We start from the raw sequence: 15,721 nt of genomic DNA on the forward strand, positions 1-15,721 counted from the left end.
GCCAGGGCGCTCGACCTCTCCCCCGAACGGCCCTCTCAGGACACAGGAACCTCAGTAGACTCACTCTTCGTGAGCACTCCGCTACCGGACGCTGTCGCGGGTCTGTCCGCCCCGCGGGAGTCCCCGCTGCGCGTGACCACCCGGGACCTGCCGGCCGCCGACGAGTCCCTCGCCGCCACCCCGCCCCCCGCCGCGTCGCTGCCCGCGGCGCTGCCCGACGAGGTCCCCGGCCTCGTCCTGGCCGACGGCCCCGGCGACGGGCGCGCCACCGGGACCGGCGAACTGCTCGACGTCCTGGCCCCCACCACCGGCGAGCGCCTGCTGCGCGTCGAGGACACCTCCCCCGACCTGGCCCGCGACATCGCCTCCGCCGTCGCCGCCACCAGCCGCACCGACTGGGCCTGGCTGTCCGCCGAGGACCGGGCGCGGTTCTGCTTCGCCGTCTCCGACGTGCTGGCCGGCCACGTCCGCGCGCTCGCCGTCACCGCCGCCCTCACCACCGGCCGCCCCCTGGCCGCCGGTTTCACCCTCGACGCCCCCGCCGCCCACGCCGCCGCCTTCTCCGCCGCCGGCTGGGCCGACAAGCTGGAGGCCGTCGGGGCCGCGCACCGGCCCGGCGGCGGGGTCGTCGTGCTGCTCACCACCTGGCGGACCAGCGCCGCGGACGCGCTCAGCGCCGTCGTCGCCGCCCTGGCCACCGGCTGCGGGGTCGTCCTGCGGGCCCGCCCGGCCGCCGCCGCGACCGCCCGGCAGTTCGTCCGCCTGTTCGAGGAGGCCGGGCTCCCGCCGGGCCTGGTGCGCTCGGCGCCCGGGGCCGACGCCGCGGCCGACGCGGCCCTGTGGTCCCACCCCGACCTCGTCGCGGTCCGCGCCGACGGGTCCGCCGAGGACCTGCGCGGGGTCGGGGTCGCCCTGGCCCGCCGGGGGACGCCGCTGCTGCACCGGGTCGACGCCCCGCACGTCGACGTGGTGCTGACCGGGGCCGACCTGGAGGAGGTCGCCACGGCCCTGGTGCAGGCCGCGATCGGCGGCGCCCACGAACGCCCGGGCGGGTCCCGCGTCCTGGCCGAGCGGACGGTCGTGGACGCGCTCGTCGCCCGCACCGCCCCGGTCGTGGCGCGGCTGCGGACCGGTCACCCCCTGGACCGGGCCACCGCCGTGGGGCCCGTCCCCACCCCGCACCTGGCCCGCGCCGCGCGCGAGGTGCTCGACGCGACCGCGGGCCTGCCCGCCGGACTGCCCGCCGGCGGCTGGTGGGCGCCCCCGGGGCTGGCGACGGTCGGCCGGCACAGCGCCTGGCCGCCGCCGGGACCGGTCGTGGGGGTGCGCTCGATCCGCTCGGCGGCCGACGCGCTGCCGCACCTGGCCGGGGCCGGGTCGGTCACCGTCTGGGGCGGCGAGCTCGGCACCGAGGTGCCCGCGCCGCCGGACCCGCGCCGCGACGCCCTGGACCTGGTCCGGGCGTGCCGTGGGTGACTCCCCGGCGGGTCGGCCGGTGGGGAGCAGGTCACCCGCGCACAGCGCCGCGCGCCGTGGCCGGGCCCTGCTGGCCGCCGCCTCGGAGGTCGAGGCCGGCCGGGGCGCGTTCGTCGAGCAGGTCCGCCGCGCGCACCGCTGCCGCATCTCCGAGGCCGTCGCGCAGGTCGACGGCTGCGTCGACACGATCGTGCGCTGGGCCGGGTGGGCCGACAAGCTCGACCTGCTGCTGCCCGTCGCCGCCGGGGGCCGGCGCCCGCCGCCGGTCGCGATCCTGCCGCCGGAGGAGTTCGGCGGCGCGGCCCGGGCGCTGTGCTCGGCCCTGGCGGCCGGGGCGCGCTGCGTCGTGGCCCACGAGTCCGCCGCCGTCGGCTCGCTCGTCGACGTCGTGGCCGCGGAGTTCCCGGCCGCGGCGGTCACCGTCGTCGCCCGCGACCCCGACACCGTGCGCAAGCTCGCCACGACCGTCGCGCTGCTGGACGCGCGGGCCGCGCCGCAGGAGTACGACGCCGACCTGCGGCTGGCCTGCGCCGAGGCCGGGACCCGCGTCCTGGCGCCGCTGCCGCCGGCCGAACTGGCCGGTCTGGACGACCTGCACCTGGTCGGCGCGCTGTTCACCGGGGCGGTCCTGCCCGCCTGACCCTCCGCGCCGTCACCACCCTGGACCGGCGCCGCCGGAAAACCCCTCGCCGCCGGGTTCGGGCGAAACCTAGCCTCGTGGCGTGTTGACCGACGTGAACCCCGCCGACCCGCTGGCCCGGCTCGGCTGGGACGACGACTGGGCCAGTCGCTGGCGGGCGTTCCACGAGGCGTCCCCGCACGCGGGCCGGCACCTGCTGCCCGCGCGGGTGGTGCGGGTGCACCGCGGGGCGTGCGACGTCGAGACGCCGCTCGGGCCGCAGCGGGTCGAGACCCCCGCCGGTCACCTCGTCCCCGCCCCCACCACCGGCGACTGGGTCGGGCTCCTGCTCGACGACCCGCACGGCGCCCGCGTCGTCGGGGTCCTGCCCCGCCGCACGGTCCTGGCCCGCGCCTCGGTGACCGGCCGTTCCGCCGAGCACCAGCTCGCCGCGAACGTCGACACGGTCGTCATCGCCCTCGGCGCCGACGCGCGGACCACGAACGGCAAGGTGGAACGCTTCCTGGCCCTGGCCTGGAACTCCGGCGCCCAGCCCGTCGTGGCGCTCACCAAGAGCGACCTGCTCGACGACGCCGAACTCGCCGAGGTCCTCGACCGGGTCCGCGGGGACGCCCTGGGGGTCGAGGTCGTCGCGGTCCGGCACGACGACCCGGCCTCGGTCGGGGAACTGCGGAACCACCTGCGCGGCACCGTGGTCCTGCTCGGGGTGTCCGGGGCCGGGAAGTCGACGCTCGCGAACCTGCTGCTCGGCGAGGACCGGTTCGAGGTCGGCGCGGTCCGCTCCGTGGACGGCAAGGGCCGGCACACCACGGTGACCCGCGAACTCGTCCCGGTCCCCGGCGGGCTGGTCCTGGTGGACACCCCCGGCCTGCGGACCCTGGGCGTCACCGAACTCGGCGACGCCCTCGACCGGACGTTCGCCGACGTCGAGGACGTCGCCGTCGACTGCCGGTTCTCCGACTGCTCGCACGTCTCCGAACCCGGCTGCGCCGTGCTCGCCGCGATCGGCGCCGGGGTCCTGGACCAGCGCCGGCTGGACAACTACCGGCGGCTGGGGCGTGAGCAGGCGTGGTTCGCCTCCCGCTCCGACGCCCGGCTGGCCGCCGACCGCCGCCGCGAGTGGAAGAAGATCGCCAAGGCGCACCGCGCCCGCTCCTGACCCCACCCCGCGATCGAGGAAACTCCCCCGCGATCGAGGAAACACCGCCGCGGCGCGGTAGTCCTCGATCGCGGCGGGAGGGTCAGTTCGGGACCGGGGCGGGCAGCGCGCGCCCGAGCCAGGCGGACAACCGGACGTGCACGGGGGCGTCGTCGGCGACGGGCACCGGCGGGGCGAACGGGAAACCGTCCCGCTCGGCGGGCACGAAACGCACCGAGATCTCCAGGACCTGCGCGAGGAACTCCTCGTCGAGCAGGTCCGTGCGCCCGACGGCGACGGCGAGGTCCACGGCGTGGGTCGCGAACTCCTGGGCGTAGATCATCGCCGCCGCCGCGCCCGGCAGGTCCCCGGCGGGGTGGTGGACGGTGCGGGCCAGGAGTTCGTCGTCGGCCCAGGCCTGCCGGACCCCGGCGATCCCGGCGGAGTACGCCGCGGCGAAACCCTCCGCGGGTTCGGCCTCGACCAGGGTGGGCAGGTCGAAGGGGAAACCACCGCGGGCGATGTGGGCGACGCGGGCGGTCACGGCCACCAGGTGGCCGCGCAGGTCGTCGACGGACCACTCGGTGCAGGGCGTGGGGCGGTCACCGGCCCCGGCGGGGACGGCGGCGACGAGGACGCCGGCGAGGTCGGCGGCGCGGTGCATGAGGTCACGAGGATCGGTCATGGGAACCACCGTGCCACCTGAACACGACACCTCCTGTCATGTTCTCGTGCGATCCTCGGGACCGTGCGCGCCGACCGCCTGCTGTCCCTGCTGTTCCTCCTCCAGACCCACGGCCGGCTGACCGCCCCCGACCTCGCCGCCCGGCTGGAGGTCTCCCCCCGCACCGTCCTGCGCGACGTCGAGGCCCTGTCCACCGCCGGGGTCCCGGTCTGGACCGAACGCGGCCGCGGCGGCGGGATCTCACTGGTGCCCGACTGGCGCACCGACGTCACCGGGTTCACCACCGCCGAGGCCCGGGCGCTGTTCTCCGGCTCCGCCGGCGTCGACGACCCGCAACGCCCCGCCTGGGAGTCCGCGGTGCGCAAGCTCCTGGCCGCCACCCCCGCCGACCGGCGCGCCCCGTTCCAGCGCGCCGCCGAGCGGGTCCTCGTCGAACCCGCCGGCTGGCGCTCGCGGGAGTCGACCCCGCCGCACCTCGCCGCGCTCCAGGAGGCGGTGTTCTCCGCGCGCGCGGTGCGGGTGACCTACCGCTCCGCGGGCGCCACCCGGGCCTCGACCCGCGTCCTGGCCCCGATCGGCCTCGTCGCCAAGGGCGGCACCTGGTACCTGGTGGCCCGCACCGACGCCGGCGAACGGCTGTTCCGCGTCGACCGCGTCACCGGTGTGGAGGTGCTGGCCGAGCCCGTCCCCGCCGACCTGCCGGACCTGCCCGCGGTGTGGGCGCGGCTGCGCGAGCAGGTGGAGCGGCTCCCGGCGCCCGGGGTGGCCGTGCGGCTGCGGGTGGCCCGCGACGACGCCGGGATGCTGCTGCGCATCGCCGACGCGCAGCTGGTCGCCGAACCGGTCGTCCTCGACCGGGGGGCGTTCCTGGAGGTCGGCGCGGTGTTCCGCGCGCTGCCCGCGGCCCGGGCGGTGCTGCTCGGCCTCGGGACGCTCGTCGTCGTGCTCGACCCGCCCGAGCTCGTCGCGGACCTCGTCAGGACGGCCCGCGACGTGCTCAGGACGTACGGTCAGGACGCGTAGGCCGGGCGGATCACGTTCGCGGCCAGCGCCAGGCGCTGCGGGAACGGCAGGAACGACGCCGACAGCGCCGTGATCGTGGCCCGTTCGACGTCGGCCACGTCCCAGCCGGCCTCGTCGACGAGCAGCGCGAACTCCCGCGACAGCGACGTCCCCGACATCAGCCGGTTGTCGGTGTTCACGGTCACCGAGAACCCGAGGTCCTTCAGGACCGTGACCGGGTGCTCGGCGACGCTGGTCGCCGCGCCCGTCTGCACGTTGCTCGACGGGCACAGCTCCAGCACGATCCCGCGGTCGCGGACCCACGTCGCGAGGCGGCCGAGGCGGGCGTTCGGCAGGCCGAGCTCGTCGCGGCCCTCCCCGAGCTCGACGTCCTCGACGATGCGGACGCCGTGGCCGATGCGCTCGGCGCCGCAGGTGTGCAGGGCGTCGGCGATGCTCGGCAGCCCGAACGCCTCCCCCGCGTGGATGGTGACCGGGAAGTTCTCCGCGTGCAGCCGGTCGAACGCGGCGAGGTGGTTCGAGGGCGGGAACCCGATCTCGGCCCCGGCGATGTCGAACCCCACGACGCCGGCGTCGCGGTGCCGCAGCGCGAGCTCGGCGATCTCCAGGCCGCGGTCGGCGTGCCGCATGGCGGTGACGAGGGTGCCGACCGTGATCGGGGTGCCCGCCTCGGCGGCGAGCTGCTCCCCGCGGCGCATGCCCTCCTCGACCGCGACGACGACCTCGTCGAGGGTCAGGCCCTGCTGCAGGTGCTGCTCGGGGGCGTAGCGCAGCTCGCCGTAGACGACGCCGTCGGCGGCGAGGTCCAGGACGGCCTCGGTGGCGACCCGGGCCAGGGACTCGCGGTCCTGCATGACCGCGATGGTGTGGTCGAACGTCTCCAGGTAGCGGACGAGGGTGCCGGAGTCGGCCGCGTCGCGGAACCAGGCGCGCAGCTCCTCGGGGTCCGTCGTCGGCAGCCGGTGGCCGTTGGCCTGCGCGATCTCGACGATCGTCGACGGACGCAGCCCGCCGTCGAGGTGGTCGTGCAGCGACACCTTGGGCAGGGCGCGCATCCGGTCGATCGTGCTCGGGTTCTCACTCACGGGGTCGATCCTGCCAGCCGGACCGGGCCCGGACGAGGTGGGCGGGAGGCACGGCCGGGTCCGCGCGGGGCGCCGGGACCGCCGCACCGGCGCGGGTCTCGATGCGCTGCCCGGCGAACGTCGCCCCGAGCAGCAGCACCGCCCCGGCGAGCCCGGCGACCCCCAGCGCGTCCCCGGCCAGCGCCAGCCCGCACACCACCGCCCACAGCGGTTCGGTCCCCAGCAGCAGGCTCGCGCGGGCCGCGGAGGTCCGGCGCACCGCCCACGACTGCGCCAGGAACGCGAAGACGCTGCACCCCAGGGCCAGGTAGGCGATCTGGGCCCACTGCGCGGGCGTCGCCGTCCGCGCCAGGGCCAGCGACGCACCCGGGGACAGCAGCAGGCCCACACCGGCGCCGACGGCGAGCTGGACGAGCGTCAGGCCGCGCAGGTCCAGCGGCGTCCGCCGCGTCACCCGGCCGATCGCCGTGACGTGGGCGGCCCGCACGAGCGCGGCGGCCAGCACCAGCAGGTCGCCGCCGCTGGGGACGCGCCAGCCGCCGCCCCCCACGAGCAGCCCGATCCCGACGACGGCGACCAGGGCCGCGGCGAAGAACGACGGCGGCAGCCAGGACCGGGTGACGAGCCCCTCGACGGCGGGGGTCAGCAGGATCGTGGTGGAGATCAGCAGACCCGCGTTCGTGGCGGTCGTCCCGGCCAGGCCGAACGTCTCCAGGAGCAGGACCGCGGCCTGCGACAGGCCCAGGACCAGCCCCCAGCGCAGCTCGTCGCGGCCCACCCGGGCGCGGGTGAGCGCGACCACGGCGCCGAGCGCGAGCGCCGCCACGGCGTAGCGCAGCGTCAGGACGGGCAGCGCCCCGGCGACGTCGACGAGCACCTTCGCCGCGAGGTAGCTGCTGCCCCACACCACGGCGACGGCCAGCAGCAGGGCGTCCACCCGACGATCACGCACCCGTCGAGGATGCGCCGGGGCAACCGTGCAGTCCAGCGCCGGTTCCTGAACCGTCTGTTTAGCATCGCTGCATGGACGAACGGCAGCTGAGGGTCCTGCGGGAACTGTCCGAGCGCGGCAGCCTCGTCGCGGTGGCCCGGGCCCTGCACGTCACCCCCTCGGCGGTGTCGCAGCAGCTGGCGGCGCTGCAGCGCACCAGCCCCACGCCGCTGACCGCCCGGCGCGGGCGCGGGCTCGTCCTGACCCCGGCGGGCGAGGCGCTGGCCGCGGCGGCCGTCGACGTCGCCACCGCCATGGACGCGGCCCGCCGCGCCGTCGCCGACCACCTGGAGTCCCCCGCCACCCCGGTCTCCGTCGCCGCCTTCCACTCCGCCGCCCTCGCCTGGTTCGGGCCGCTGCTCACCGCCCTGGACGGGACCCCGCCGCTGCGGTGCGCCGACGAGGACGTCGCCCAGCAGGACTTCCCCACCCTGGTGGCCGACTACGACGTGGTGGTCGCCCACCGCCCGCAGGCCGGTCCCGGCTGGCCCACGCGGCGGCTGCGGGTCGTCCCGCTGCTCGTCGAGCCCCTGCACGTCGCGCTCGCCGCCGGTCACCGGCTCGCCGACCGCGAGGAGCTCACCGTCGCCGACGTCGCGGGCGAGCGGTGGATCTCGGTGCACGAGGGGTTCCCGCTGGCCGGGGCCCTCGACGTGGTCGCCGCCGCCGCCCGGCGCCCCCTGGACGTCGTGCACCGCATCAACGAGTTCTTCGTCGCCGCCTCCGTGGTGGCCTCCGGGGACGCGCTCGCGCTGCTGCCGGCGCGCACCACCCGCCCCGAACCGGGCGTCGTGGTGCGGCCGCTGGCCGACGTGGGCCTGAACCGGTGCGTCGACGCGCTGCTGCGGCCCGAGGCGCTGGCCCGGCGCGGGGTCCGCACCGTCCTGGACGCGCTGCGCGACGTCGCGCGGGAGCAGGGCTGACGGGTCGTCGCTCGATCGGAGTCTCACCGTCACCGCGGGAACGGTCGATGCTGAGGGTGTGGACGTCCTGGGGACCGCGCGGCGGGCGGTGATCGGCGGCTCACCCCTGCCCGCCGTCGCCCTCTGCCTCGCGAGCGCGGTCGTGCTGACCGTGGCGCAGGCCCGCGTCCCGACGGGCCTGCTGCTGGAGGCGGGCACGCCCGGGGGCGACGCCCTGTGGCCGGTGGCGGTGCGCTCGGCGCTGCGGCTGCTGATGTTCACCAGCGCCGCGGTCGTGCTGACCTGGCGGGCCCGGGCGGTGCGCGCCGAGACCCCGGTGTGGCGCTGGTTCGCCCGCACGGCCTGGGTGGCCGCGGCCTCCGCGGCCGTGGCCGGGGTGGCGGACTGCCTCACGGTCGCCGGTCCCCTGGCCGGGACCGGCGGCGGCGGCGCACTGCTGGCCGTGGGCGTCCTCGCCGCGTGCGTCCCGATGTACCAGGGCGTCATCCGGTGGAACCGCCACGGGACGCTGCTGGCCGAACCCGGGGACTGGCTCAACGGCCTGGGGTCCCTGTTCGCCCTGACCGCCCTGGGCGCCCTGCTCCTGCCGGTGGTGGGCTCCCCCGTCGCGCAGTGGCCGCTGTGGCAGGAGCAGCTGTGGCTGCTGCGGCTGGCCGCCGAGACCACCCTGCTGGGCACCGCCGCCACCGTCCTGCACCTGGGCGGTCTGCGGCGCGACGCCCGCACCTGGGCCCTCACAGCGTCCCTGGCCGCGACGGTGGCCGTGGAGCTGGCCGGGGTGCTGGACCCGGCCGCGGCCGCGGGCAACGGGCCGCTGTCCGAGACGGGCTGGACGCTGCTGGTCGTCACCCTGGCGGTCGCGGCGGTGCTGCGCGCGGCGCCGCCGCTGGCCCGCCCCGTCACGACGGCCGCACCCACCGCCGGCGCCTTCGTGGTCCTGCTGGCCTGCGTGGCGGTGCTCGTCGCCGCGGGCCTGAGCACCGGCGCCCTGGCGGACACGGCCATCCGCACCGCCGCGCTGGCCGCGGGGATCGGCGCGGTCAGCGTCTCGATCCGCGGCGTGCGCCTGATCCGGCTGCTCGCCGACCTCGTCGTGCACCGGCGGGAGGCGCTGACCGACGACCTGACCGGCCTGGCCAACCGCCGGGCGCTGCACCAGAGGCTGCGCGGCGACTTCGACGCCGGCCGCGAGCTGACCCTGCTCACCGTCGACCTCGACGGGTTCAAGCAGGTGAACGACCGGTTCGGCCACAGCGTCGGGGACGAGCTGCTGCGCCGCGCCGCCGCCGTGCTGCGCACCGCCGCCGGTCCGCACGGCTTCAGCGCCCGCCTGGGCGGGGACGAGTTCGCCGTCGTCCTGCCCACCCCGTCGCCGGAGGCCGCGCGGGCCGTCGTGGACACCCTGACCCGGGCGACGTCGCGCCCCGTCGTCATCGACGGGCGGCGCCTGCTGGTCCGCGGCAGCATCGGCATCGCCGGCAGCCGGGACGCCCGCGACCCCGAGCAGCTGCTGGCGCTGGCCGACGCCGCCATGTACCGCGCCAAGGCCGCCGGCGGGGCCGGGGCCGCGGTGCACGACGCGGACGCCACCCGCGCGGCGGCCGACCGGGCCCTGCTCGTGGAGGAGCTGAAGACCGTCCTCGGCCACCCCGACGCCGCCGACGGGATCGACCCCGGGCGGCTGGACGTGCACTACCAGCCGCAGGTCGGCGGCGACGGCCGGGTGGTCGGCGTGGAGGCCCTCGTCCGCTGGCGCCACCCCCGGTGCGGGCTGCTCACCCCGGACGCGTTCCTGCCGCTGGTCGAGGAGTACGGCCTGGTGCCGGCCCTGACGGACGTGGTGCTGCGGCAGGCCGCCGGCCAGGCGGTCCGCTGGCGCGCCGCCGGCTGGGACCTGCGGCTGTCGGTGAACCTGTCCGCGGTGTGCCTGACCCGTCCCGCGCTGGTCGCCCTCGTCGACGACGTGCTGACCGCCACCGGGCTGCCGCCGCAGCGGCTGGTGCTGGAGGTGACCGAGACGTCGATCATGGCCGACGCGGTGAGCTCGGTCGCGCGGCTGACCGAACTGTCGGCGCGCGGGGTCGACATCAGCATCGACGACTACGGCACGGGGTACTCCTCCCTGGCGTACCTGCGCGACCTGCCCGCGGTCGAGCTGAAGCTGGACCGCTCGCTGGTGGCCGACGTCGGGGTGGACCGCCGGGCCGACGACATCGTGGCCGGCACCGTCGCCCTGGCGCACCGCCTCGGGCTGCGGGTGGTCGCCGAGGGCGTCGAGACGCCGGAGGTCCTGCACGCGCTGCGGGCGCTGGGGTGCGACGAGACGCAGGGCTACCTGCACGCCCGGCCGCTGCCCGCACCGGAGCTGGAGCGGTGGCTGGCCCGGCAGCTGGAGGAGCAGGGCGCGCACGTCCCGGCGGGCTGAGGCGGCACGGGTGGGCTCGACCTCCAGCGCGCTGGAGGTCCTAGCGTGCCGGGGGTGACCCAGAGCACCACCGACCGCACCGCCACCCCCGCCCGGACCCCCGGGATCTTCTCCCGCCGGTACCTCGTGACCACCCTCGGGACGACCGCCCTGGTGTTCCTGACCGCGTTCGAGAGCCTGGCCGTGACCACCGTCATGCCCCTGGTCAGCGCCGACCTCGGCGGCCGCGACGCCTACGCGACCGCGTTCGCCGCCACCCTCGCCGCGAGCGTCGTCGGCATGGTCGCCGCGGGCGGCTGGTCGGACCGCCGGGGGCCGGGCGGGCCGCTGCTGGCCGCCCTCGCCGTGTTCTGCGCCGGGCTGCTCGCCGCCGCCCTGGCCCCCACGATGACGGTGTTCGTCGCCGCCCGGTTCCTCCAGGGGCTCGGGTCCGGCGGGATCAGCGTCACGCTGTACGTCCTGGTCGCCCTGGCCTTCCCGGCGAACCTGCGCCCGGCCGTGTTCGGCGCGTTCGCCGCGGCCTGGGTGCTGCCCTCCCTCGTGGGCCCCGCCGCGGCTGCGTTCGTCGGGGAGACGTTCGGCTGGCACTGGGTGTTCTCCGGGGTCCTCGTCCTGGTGGTCGTCGCGGCCGGGGCCGTGCTGCCGAGGCTGCTGCGAGTCGGTTCCCCCGCGCGGACGACGGACCCGTTCCCGCGCAGCCGGTTCCTCGCCGCCGCCGGGGTCGCCGCGGCCGTCGTCGCGATCAGCTCGGCCACCTCCACCGGCGGCTGGCGCTGGGCCCTGGCCGTCGCGGCGCTCGTCGTGCTGGTCGTCTCGCTGCGGCCGCTGCTGCCGGCCGGGACCCTCCTGGCCCGCCGCGGGCTGCCCGCGACCGTGCTGCTGCGGGGCCTGCTGGCCGCGACGTTCTTCAGCACCGAGGTGTACCTGCCGCTGATGCTGCACGAGCGGTTCGACGTGCCGCTGACCCTGGCCGGGGCCGTGCTGACGGCGGCCGCGATCGCCTGGGCGGCGGCCTCGGCCGTGCAGGGGCGGCTCGGGGACCGGCTGCCGCACGCCCGCGCCGTCCGGATCGGCTCGGTGCTGCTGCTGGTGGGGGTCGGCGCCCAGGCCGCCGTCGCGGTGCTCGACCCGGCGGCCGCGGTGTCGGTGGCGGTGAGCACCCTGGGCTGGTTCGCCGCCGGCGCCGGGATGGGCCTGGGGTTCCCCCGCACGACCGTCCTCGTGCTGGAGCAGTCCGCCCCCGGCCAGGAGGGCGCCGGGTCCTCGGCGCTGACGATCTGCGACGCGGCCGGGGGCGGCACCGCGATGGCGCTGACCGGTCTGGCGTTCGCCGCGTTCGGCGCCGTCTCGGCGTGGGCGGGTTTCGCCGGGACGCTGCCGCTGTGCGTGGTGTTCGCGCTGGGCGCCCTCGTCGTGGCCCGGCGCGTCTCACAGGGGACGCACTGACGCAGCACCGCTGGTCCTGGGCCGGGGCCCCGACGGTGGTGCCATGAAGGAAACCCGCCCCACCTACCAGGGCCGCCCGCTCCCCCGCCCCGCCGAGGACGTCGACGACCAGGGGCTCGCGTTCGACCTCACGACGATGCTGGACCGGCGGCGGGCGCTGGGCCTGATCGGTCTGGGCGCGACCGGGCTCACCCTCGGCGCCTGCGGGGACGACACGACCACCGCCTCCTCCTCGTCCAGCTCGACGGCCGGCGCGACGGCCGGCGGTTCCCTGACCGAGATCCCCGACGAGACCGCCGGCCCGTACCCCGGCGACGGCTCCAACGGCCCCGACGTCCTGGAGCAGAGCGGTGTCGTCCGCAGCGACATCCGCTCCAGCTTCGGGTCCAGCACCACCACCGCCGAGGGCGTCCCGATGACCCTGACGCTGAGCATCGTCGACCTCGCCGGCGGGAACGTCCCCTTCGAGGGAGTCGCCGTCTACGTGTGGCACTGCAACCGCGACGGCGAGTACTCCCTCTACGGCGACGGCATCACGGACGAGAACTACCTGCGCGGGGTCCAGGTCGCCGACGCCGACGGGAACGTCACCTTCACCAGCATCTACCCCGCCTGCTACGACGGGCGCTGGCCGCACGTCCACTTCGAGGTCTACCCCGACGAGGCGAGCATCACCGACGTCGCGAACTGCATCGCGACCTCCCAGGTCGCGATGCCCGCCGAGGCGTGCACCGCGGTCTACGCCACCACCGGCTACGAGACCTCGCTGAGCAACTTCGCGAAGGTGAGCCTCGACACCGACAACGTCTTCGGCGACGACTCCGGCGCCTCCCAGACCCCCACGGCCAGCGGGGACACCACGAACGGCTACGCCATCGCCCTCACCGTCGGCGTCGACACCACCACCGAACCCACCGCGGGCACCATGGCCGGGATGGGCTCGGACACCTCCGGCCACCCCGCGGGCGGCCCGGGCGGGGGCGGCACCCCGCCCGGTGGCGCCCCCACCGCGGCGGCCGCCTGAACCCACCGCCCGAGCCCACCGCCCGAGCCCACCGTCCGAGCCCACCGCCCGAGCCCACCGCCCCGGGCCGCCGGTAGCGTGCGGGGGTGCGCTCCTCCCCGTGGGGTCTGCTGGCCCTCGCCGTGCTGTGCGAGGTCACCGCGACGCTGTCGCTGCGGGCCGCGACGCAGGCCCCCGGGTGGTACGTCCCCGTCGTCGCCGGGTACGTGTGCGCGTTCGTCCTGCTCGCCGCGGTCCTGCGGCGCGGGATGCCGATCGGCGTCGCCTACGGGGTGTGGGCCGCGGCCGGGGTGACCCTGACGGCGCTGGCCGGGGCGGTGCTGTTCGGCGAACCCCTCACCCCGGTGATGGGCCTGGGGATCGGGCTCATCACCGCCGGGGTGCTGCTCGTGGAACTCGGTTCCCGGCCACCCCGGGAACCGGGGGGACCGGGGGGACCGTCGTGAGCTGGGTGTTCCTGGCCGGGGCCATCGCCTTCGAGGTCGCCGCGACCGCCGTCCTGAGGGTCTCGGACGGCGGCCGGCGGCGGCGCCTGGTCCCCGTCGTCGGGGCCGGCTACCTCGTCTCCTTCGGGTTCCTGGCGCTGACGCTGCGCGCCGGGATGCCCGTCGGTGTCGCCTACGGCGTGTGGTCGGCCGTCGGGATCGCCCTGACGGCGCTGCTCGCGCGCGCCGTCTTCGGGGACCGGCTGACCCGCACGATGCTGCTGGGCATCGCCCTCATCGCGGCCGGGGTGCTGCTGGTGGAACTCGGCGCGCACTGACGGCCCGCGCGACGGACTGCTGACCGGCCGACCACGCGGCCGAGACCGCCCAGTACAGCAGGACCCCCACGGGGAAGTGCGCGGTCGTCAGCGCCACGACGACGGGCACCGCGACCAGCACGGCCGTCGGTGGCCGCTGCGCCGAGGCCAGCGTCGTCGCGCACTGGAACGCGGCCGTCAGCACCAGCAGGGCGGCACCGACGACGCTCGGGTCCTGGGTCAGGACCGACGACAGCGGAACTCCCGCCAGGTGCGCCCCGGGGAAGGGCCGGGACTCCAGCGTCAGCGTCAGCGCCAGGAACACCGGCGCCTGCAGCAGCGCGGGCCACAGCGCGGCGAGCGGGTTCACCCCGGCGTCGCGGTGCAGTTCCAGCAGTTCCCGTTGCCGGCGCTGCCGCGACGCCGCGTCGGCCCGGCCGCGGTAGCGGTCCTGGACCTCGGCGATCCTCGGCCGCAGAGCGGCGGCGGCCAGGGCGGAACGCTGCTGCACGACGAACAGCGGCAGCAGCAGCAGGCGCGCGACGACGACGAGGGTCACGATCGCGAGCGGCCAGGACCAGCCCGCGTCGTGGAGGTGGACGAGGAGCCGGGCGACGGCGTCCTCGAGGGGTTTCAGCCAGACGTGCAGGGTTTCGGGCACAGCGGAACTCCGGGGGTGAGCGGGGACGGGAGACGAGGGCTCCCGTGCGCGACTCAGCTCAGCACGGGAGCGGGTTCGTCCCCGGCGCTCGGGGCTGGGGGTTCCCCACCGCGGCGGGTTCGTTCTGCGGCAACGCGTTCGCGGGTTCGGGCCGGTTCCCGGGCCGGGGCGGGCAGATCGCGGCGAGCAGGTGCGCGACGACGCCTCGCACGGCGACCAGACCGGCCGCGAACGTGGCCGCCACCACCAGCGCCGCCGCGAGCAGCGGCTGCTGCCCGAGCAGGACGACCGAGGCGAGCAGGGGCAGCAGGAGCAGCGCGGTCGACACCCGCGCGCTCACCCCCGAGAACTCCCGGCCCACACCCGGAACCTTACGCCCCGACGTCGCGGCAGGCACCGGCACGCGAGGAGCAGGGTGAGCGCGAGGGCGGGCAGGACCGCGCACCGCGCGGCCCACCAGCCGTCGGCCGCGACGTCCCCGACGACCCCGGGGACCCCCAGCGCGGCGAAGACGCACAGCACGGGCAGGTGCAGCAGGTACACCGGCAGGCAGTACCGGTTGAACCGGGCCAGGACCGCCGCCGGGCGCCGCAGCGCGGGGCGCAGCAGGAGGAAGACCCCGACCTGCGCGACCGCCAGCCCCACCGCCACCGCACCCGGCGGGTTCAGCGGGGACCCCGGCCGGCCCGGGACCCCGACCGCGGACGCCGGTCCGGTCCCGACGAGCCCGACGACGAGGGCCGCCCCGGCGACGGCCAGCACCGGTCCCGCCGGCCGCGTCAGCCGCCCGCGGGCGTGCGCGACGCCCAGCCCGTACGGGACCGACCAGGCCAGGACCGCGCGCGCGGCGGTGCTCAGCGGGTCGTGCGGGCCGGCGAGGTCGAGCAGCGCCACCGCGGTGGCGGGCACCAGCAGCCACCACGGCGAGCGGTCCAGGACCGGCCGCAGCCGCGACAGCACGAGCAGGACCCCCGCGAACCACAGGGGGGACAGCGCGAGGTGGACGAGGGTGCCGCCCGCGGCCCAGGCCACCGCCACCGCCACGACGGCCGCCACGACGGGGAGCCGGCCCCCGGGCCGGGCGGGGCGTCGGCCGCGCCGGGCCGCGGCGAACCCGGCGGCGAAGAACAGCGGCCCCAGGGTCTGCAGGAACCACGTCAGCGGCCACAGCGCGGTCGAGACCGCCAGCGGGCTCGTCACCCGGGCCCCCGGCCCGCCGGTGGCGAAGCCGGTGACCAGCCAGTGCCCGGTGACCACGGCGGCCAGGCCCAGCACCCGCAGGGCGTCGATCGTCAGGTCGCGGGGCTCGTCCGGCACGCCCCCACGCTCGTCCGCGGCGGTCCCGCGCACGAGGGCGTCAGCACGTGGGAGCCCGCTCGTGCCGGCACGAGGACCCCGGGAGCGGACGGTGACCCCGGAGCCCGTTCGAGCGACGCCCCTGCGCCGGACGGATGACCGTGAT

16 protein-coding genes are annotated in these 15,721 nt (G+C 77.2%); 10 read left to right on the forward strand and 6 right to left on the reverse strand.

Translation table 11 applies throughout. The features are described 5' to 3' along the window. The first annotated feature begins 69 nt into the window (after positions 1-69). The 3 genes from ACRYRX_RS00625 (at position 70) to rsgA (ending at position 3,275) form a co-directional block, all read left to right on the forward strand. Complete coding sequence (locus tag ACRYRX_RS00625) at positions 70-1,476, forward strand: aldehyde dehydrogenase family protein (protein ID WP_432509838.1); 1,407 nt, start codon at positions 70-72, stop codon at positions 1,474-1,476. A gap of 19 nt (positions 1,477-1,495) precedes the next feature. Then, entirely contained in the window at positions 1,496-2,116 is a 621-nt protein-coding gene (locus tag ACRYRX_RS00630; RefSeq protein ID WP_432509839.1) for a hypothetical protein, read from the forward strand. 82 nt (positions 2,117-2,198) lie between these two features. After that, the gene (gene rsgA / locus ACRYRX_RS00635) at positions 2,199-3,275 is read left to right on the forward strand and encodes a ribosome small subunit-dependent GTPase A (protein ID WP_432509840.1); all 1,077 of its coding nucleotides are present in this window, start codon (positions 2,199-2,201) and stop codon (positions 3,273-3,275) included. A gap of 82 nt (positions 3,276-3,357) precedes the next feature. Here rsgA and ACRYRX_RS00640 read toward each other — a convergent pair whose 3' ends face one another. Next, positions 3,358-3,939, reverse strand: coding sequence for a TIGR03086 family metal-binding protein (locus ACRYRX_RS00640; protein WP_432509841.1), 582 nt, complete (start codon positions 3,937-3,939; stop codon positions 3,358-3,360). A gap of 63 nt (positions 3,940-4,002) precedes the next feature. Between ACRYRX_RS00640 and ACRYRX_RS00645 the strand changes: the two genes are divergently transcribed. Continuing rightward, positions 4,003-4,962 carry a helix-turn-helix transcriptional regulator gene (locus ACRYRX_RS00645; RefSeq protein WP_432509842.1) on the forward strand — a complete coding sequence of 320 codons (960 nt, stop codon included), beginning with the start codon at positions 4,003-4,005 and terminating at the stop codon, positions 4,960-4,962. Here ACRYRX_RS00645 and ACRYRX_RS00650 read toward each other — a convergent pair. Both ACRYRX_RS00650 and ACRYRX_RS00655 read right to left on the reverse strand, forming a co-directional pair. Next, positions 4,950-6,017: an adenosine deaminase gene (locus tag ACRYRX_RS00650; RefSeq protein WP_432509969.1), complete on the reverse strand. Its 1,068-nt coding sequence runs from the start codon at positions 6,015-6,017 to the stop codon at positions 4,950-4,952. The genes ACRYRX_RS00645 and ACRYRX_RS00650 overlap by 13 nt on opposite strands. A 22-nt stretch (positions 6,018-6,039) precedes the next feature. Next, positions 6,040-6,999 carry a DMT family transporter gene (locus ACRYRX_RS00655; RefSeq protein ID WP_432509843.1) on the reverse strand — a complete coding sequence of 320 codons (960 nt, stop codon included), beginning with the start codon at positions 6,997-6,999 and terminating at the stop codon, positions 6,040-6,042. Positions 7,000-7,070: 71 nt separating this feature from the next. Here ACRYRX_RS00655 and ACRYRX_RS00660 point away from each other — a divergent pair, with 71 nt between their 5' ends. The 6 genes from ACRYRX_RS00660 to ACRYRX_RS00685 all read left to right on the forward strand — a co-directional run bounded on the left by ACRYRX_RS00660 (position 7,071) and on the right by ACRYRX_RS00685 (position 13,619). Beyond that, positions 7,071-7,961, forward strand: a complete 891-nt coding sequence (locus ACRYRX_RS00660) for a LysR family transcriptional regulator (protein ID WP_432509844.1) — start codon at positions 7,071-7,073, stop codon at positions 7,959-7,961. Between the two features lie 58 nt (positions 7,962-8,019). Further along, positions 8,020-10,386 carry a putative bifunctional diguanylate cyclase/phosphodiesterase gene (locus tag ACRYRX_RS00665; RefSeq protein WP_432509845.1) on the forward strand — a complete coding sequence of 789 codons (2,367 nt, stop codon included), beginning with the start codon at positions 8,020-8,022 and terminating at the stop codon, positions 10,384-10,386. A 54-nt stretch (positions 10,387-10,440) separates the two neighbouring features. Continuing rightward, positions 10,441-11,832, forward strand: coding sequence for an MFS transporter (locus ACRYRX_RS00670; protein WP_432509846.1), 1,392 nt, complete (start codon positions 10,441-10,443; stop codon positions 11,830-11,832). Between the two features lie 43 nt (positions 11,833-11,875). Next, positions 11,876-12,856 (forward strand): dioxygenase family protein, encoded by a 981-nt coding sequence (locus tag ACRYRX_RS00675; protein WP_432509847.1) that lies wholly within the window; start codon positions 11,876-11,878, stop codon positions 12,854-12,856. A gap of 86 nt (positions 12,857-12,942) precedes the next feature. Beyond that, positions 12,943-13,302 carry a DMT family transporter gene (locus ACRYRX_RS00680; protein WP_432509848.1) on the forward strand — a complete coding sequence of 120 codons (360 nt, stop codon included), beginning with the start codon at positions 12,943-12,945 and terminating at the stop codon, positions 13,300-13,302. Next, positions 13,299-13,619, forward strand: a complete 321-nt coding sequence (locus ACRYRX_RS00685; RefSeq protein ID WP_432509849.1) for a DMT family transporter — start codon at positions 13,299-13,301, stop codon at positions 13,617-13,619. Before ACRYRX_RS00680 ends, ACRYRX_RS00685 begins: the two co-directional genes overlap by 4 nt. Here the strand turns inward: ACRYRX_RS00685 and ACRYRX_RS00690 are convergent. Genes ACRYRX_RS00690 through ACRYRX_RS00700 form a run of 3 tightly spaced genes read right to left on the reverse strand, consistent with a single transcriptional unit; the run spans position 13,576 to position 15,576 of the window. After that, on the reverse strand, positions 13,576-14,259 hold the full coding sequence (locus ACRYRX_RS00690) for a YidC/Oxa1 family membrane protein insertase (protein WP_432509850.1): 684 nt from the start codon (positions 14,257-14,259) through the stop codon (positions 13,576-13,578). The genes ACRYRX_RS00685 and ACRYRX_RS00690 overlap by 44 nt on opposite strands. 58 nt (positions 14,260-14,317) lie before the next feature. Next, positions 14,318-14,599, reverse strand: coding sequence for a DUF6412 domain-containing protein (locus ACRYRX_RS00695; protein WP_432509851.1), 282 nt, complete (start codon positions 14,597-14,599; stop codon positions 14,318-14,320). Beyond that, positions 14,596-15,576, reverse strand: coding sequence for an acyltransferase family protein (locus ACRYRX_RS00700; protein WP_432509852.1), 981 nt, complete (start codon positions 15,574-15,576; stop codon positions 14,596-14,598). The genes ACRYRX_RS00695 and ACRYRX_RS00700 overlap by 4 nt, the downstream gene beginning before the upstream one ends. Positions 15,577-15,721 lie beyond the last annotated feature (145 nt).

The organism is Kineococcus lubricus (assembly GCF_050871965.1).
Taxonomy (GTDB): Bacteria; Actinomycetota; Actinomycetes; order Actinomycetales; family Kineococcaceae; genus Kineococcus.

Bases quoted from the DNA above. Each gene is read 5' to 3' on its own strand.
- ACRYRX_RS00675 (WP_432509847.1), top strand. From the start codon at position 11,876: ATGAAGGAAACCCGCCCCACCTACCAGGGCCGCCCGCTCCCCCGCCCC.
- ACRYRX_RS00640 (WP_432509841.1), bottom strand. From the start codon at position 3,939: ATGACCGATCCTCGTGACCTCATGCACCGCGCCGCCGACCTCGCCGGC.
- ACRYRX_RS00650 (WP_432509969.1), bottom strand. From the start codon at position 6,017: ATGCGCGCCCTGCCCAAGGTGTCGCTGCACGACCACCTCGACGGCGGG.
- ACRYRX_RS00660 (WP_432509844.1), top strand. From the start codon at position 7,071: ATGGACGAACGGCAGCTGAGGGTCCTGCGGGAACTGTCCGAGCGCGGC.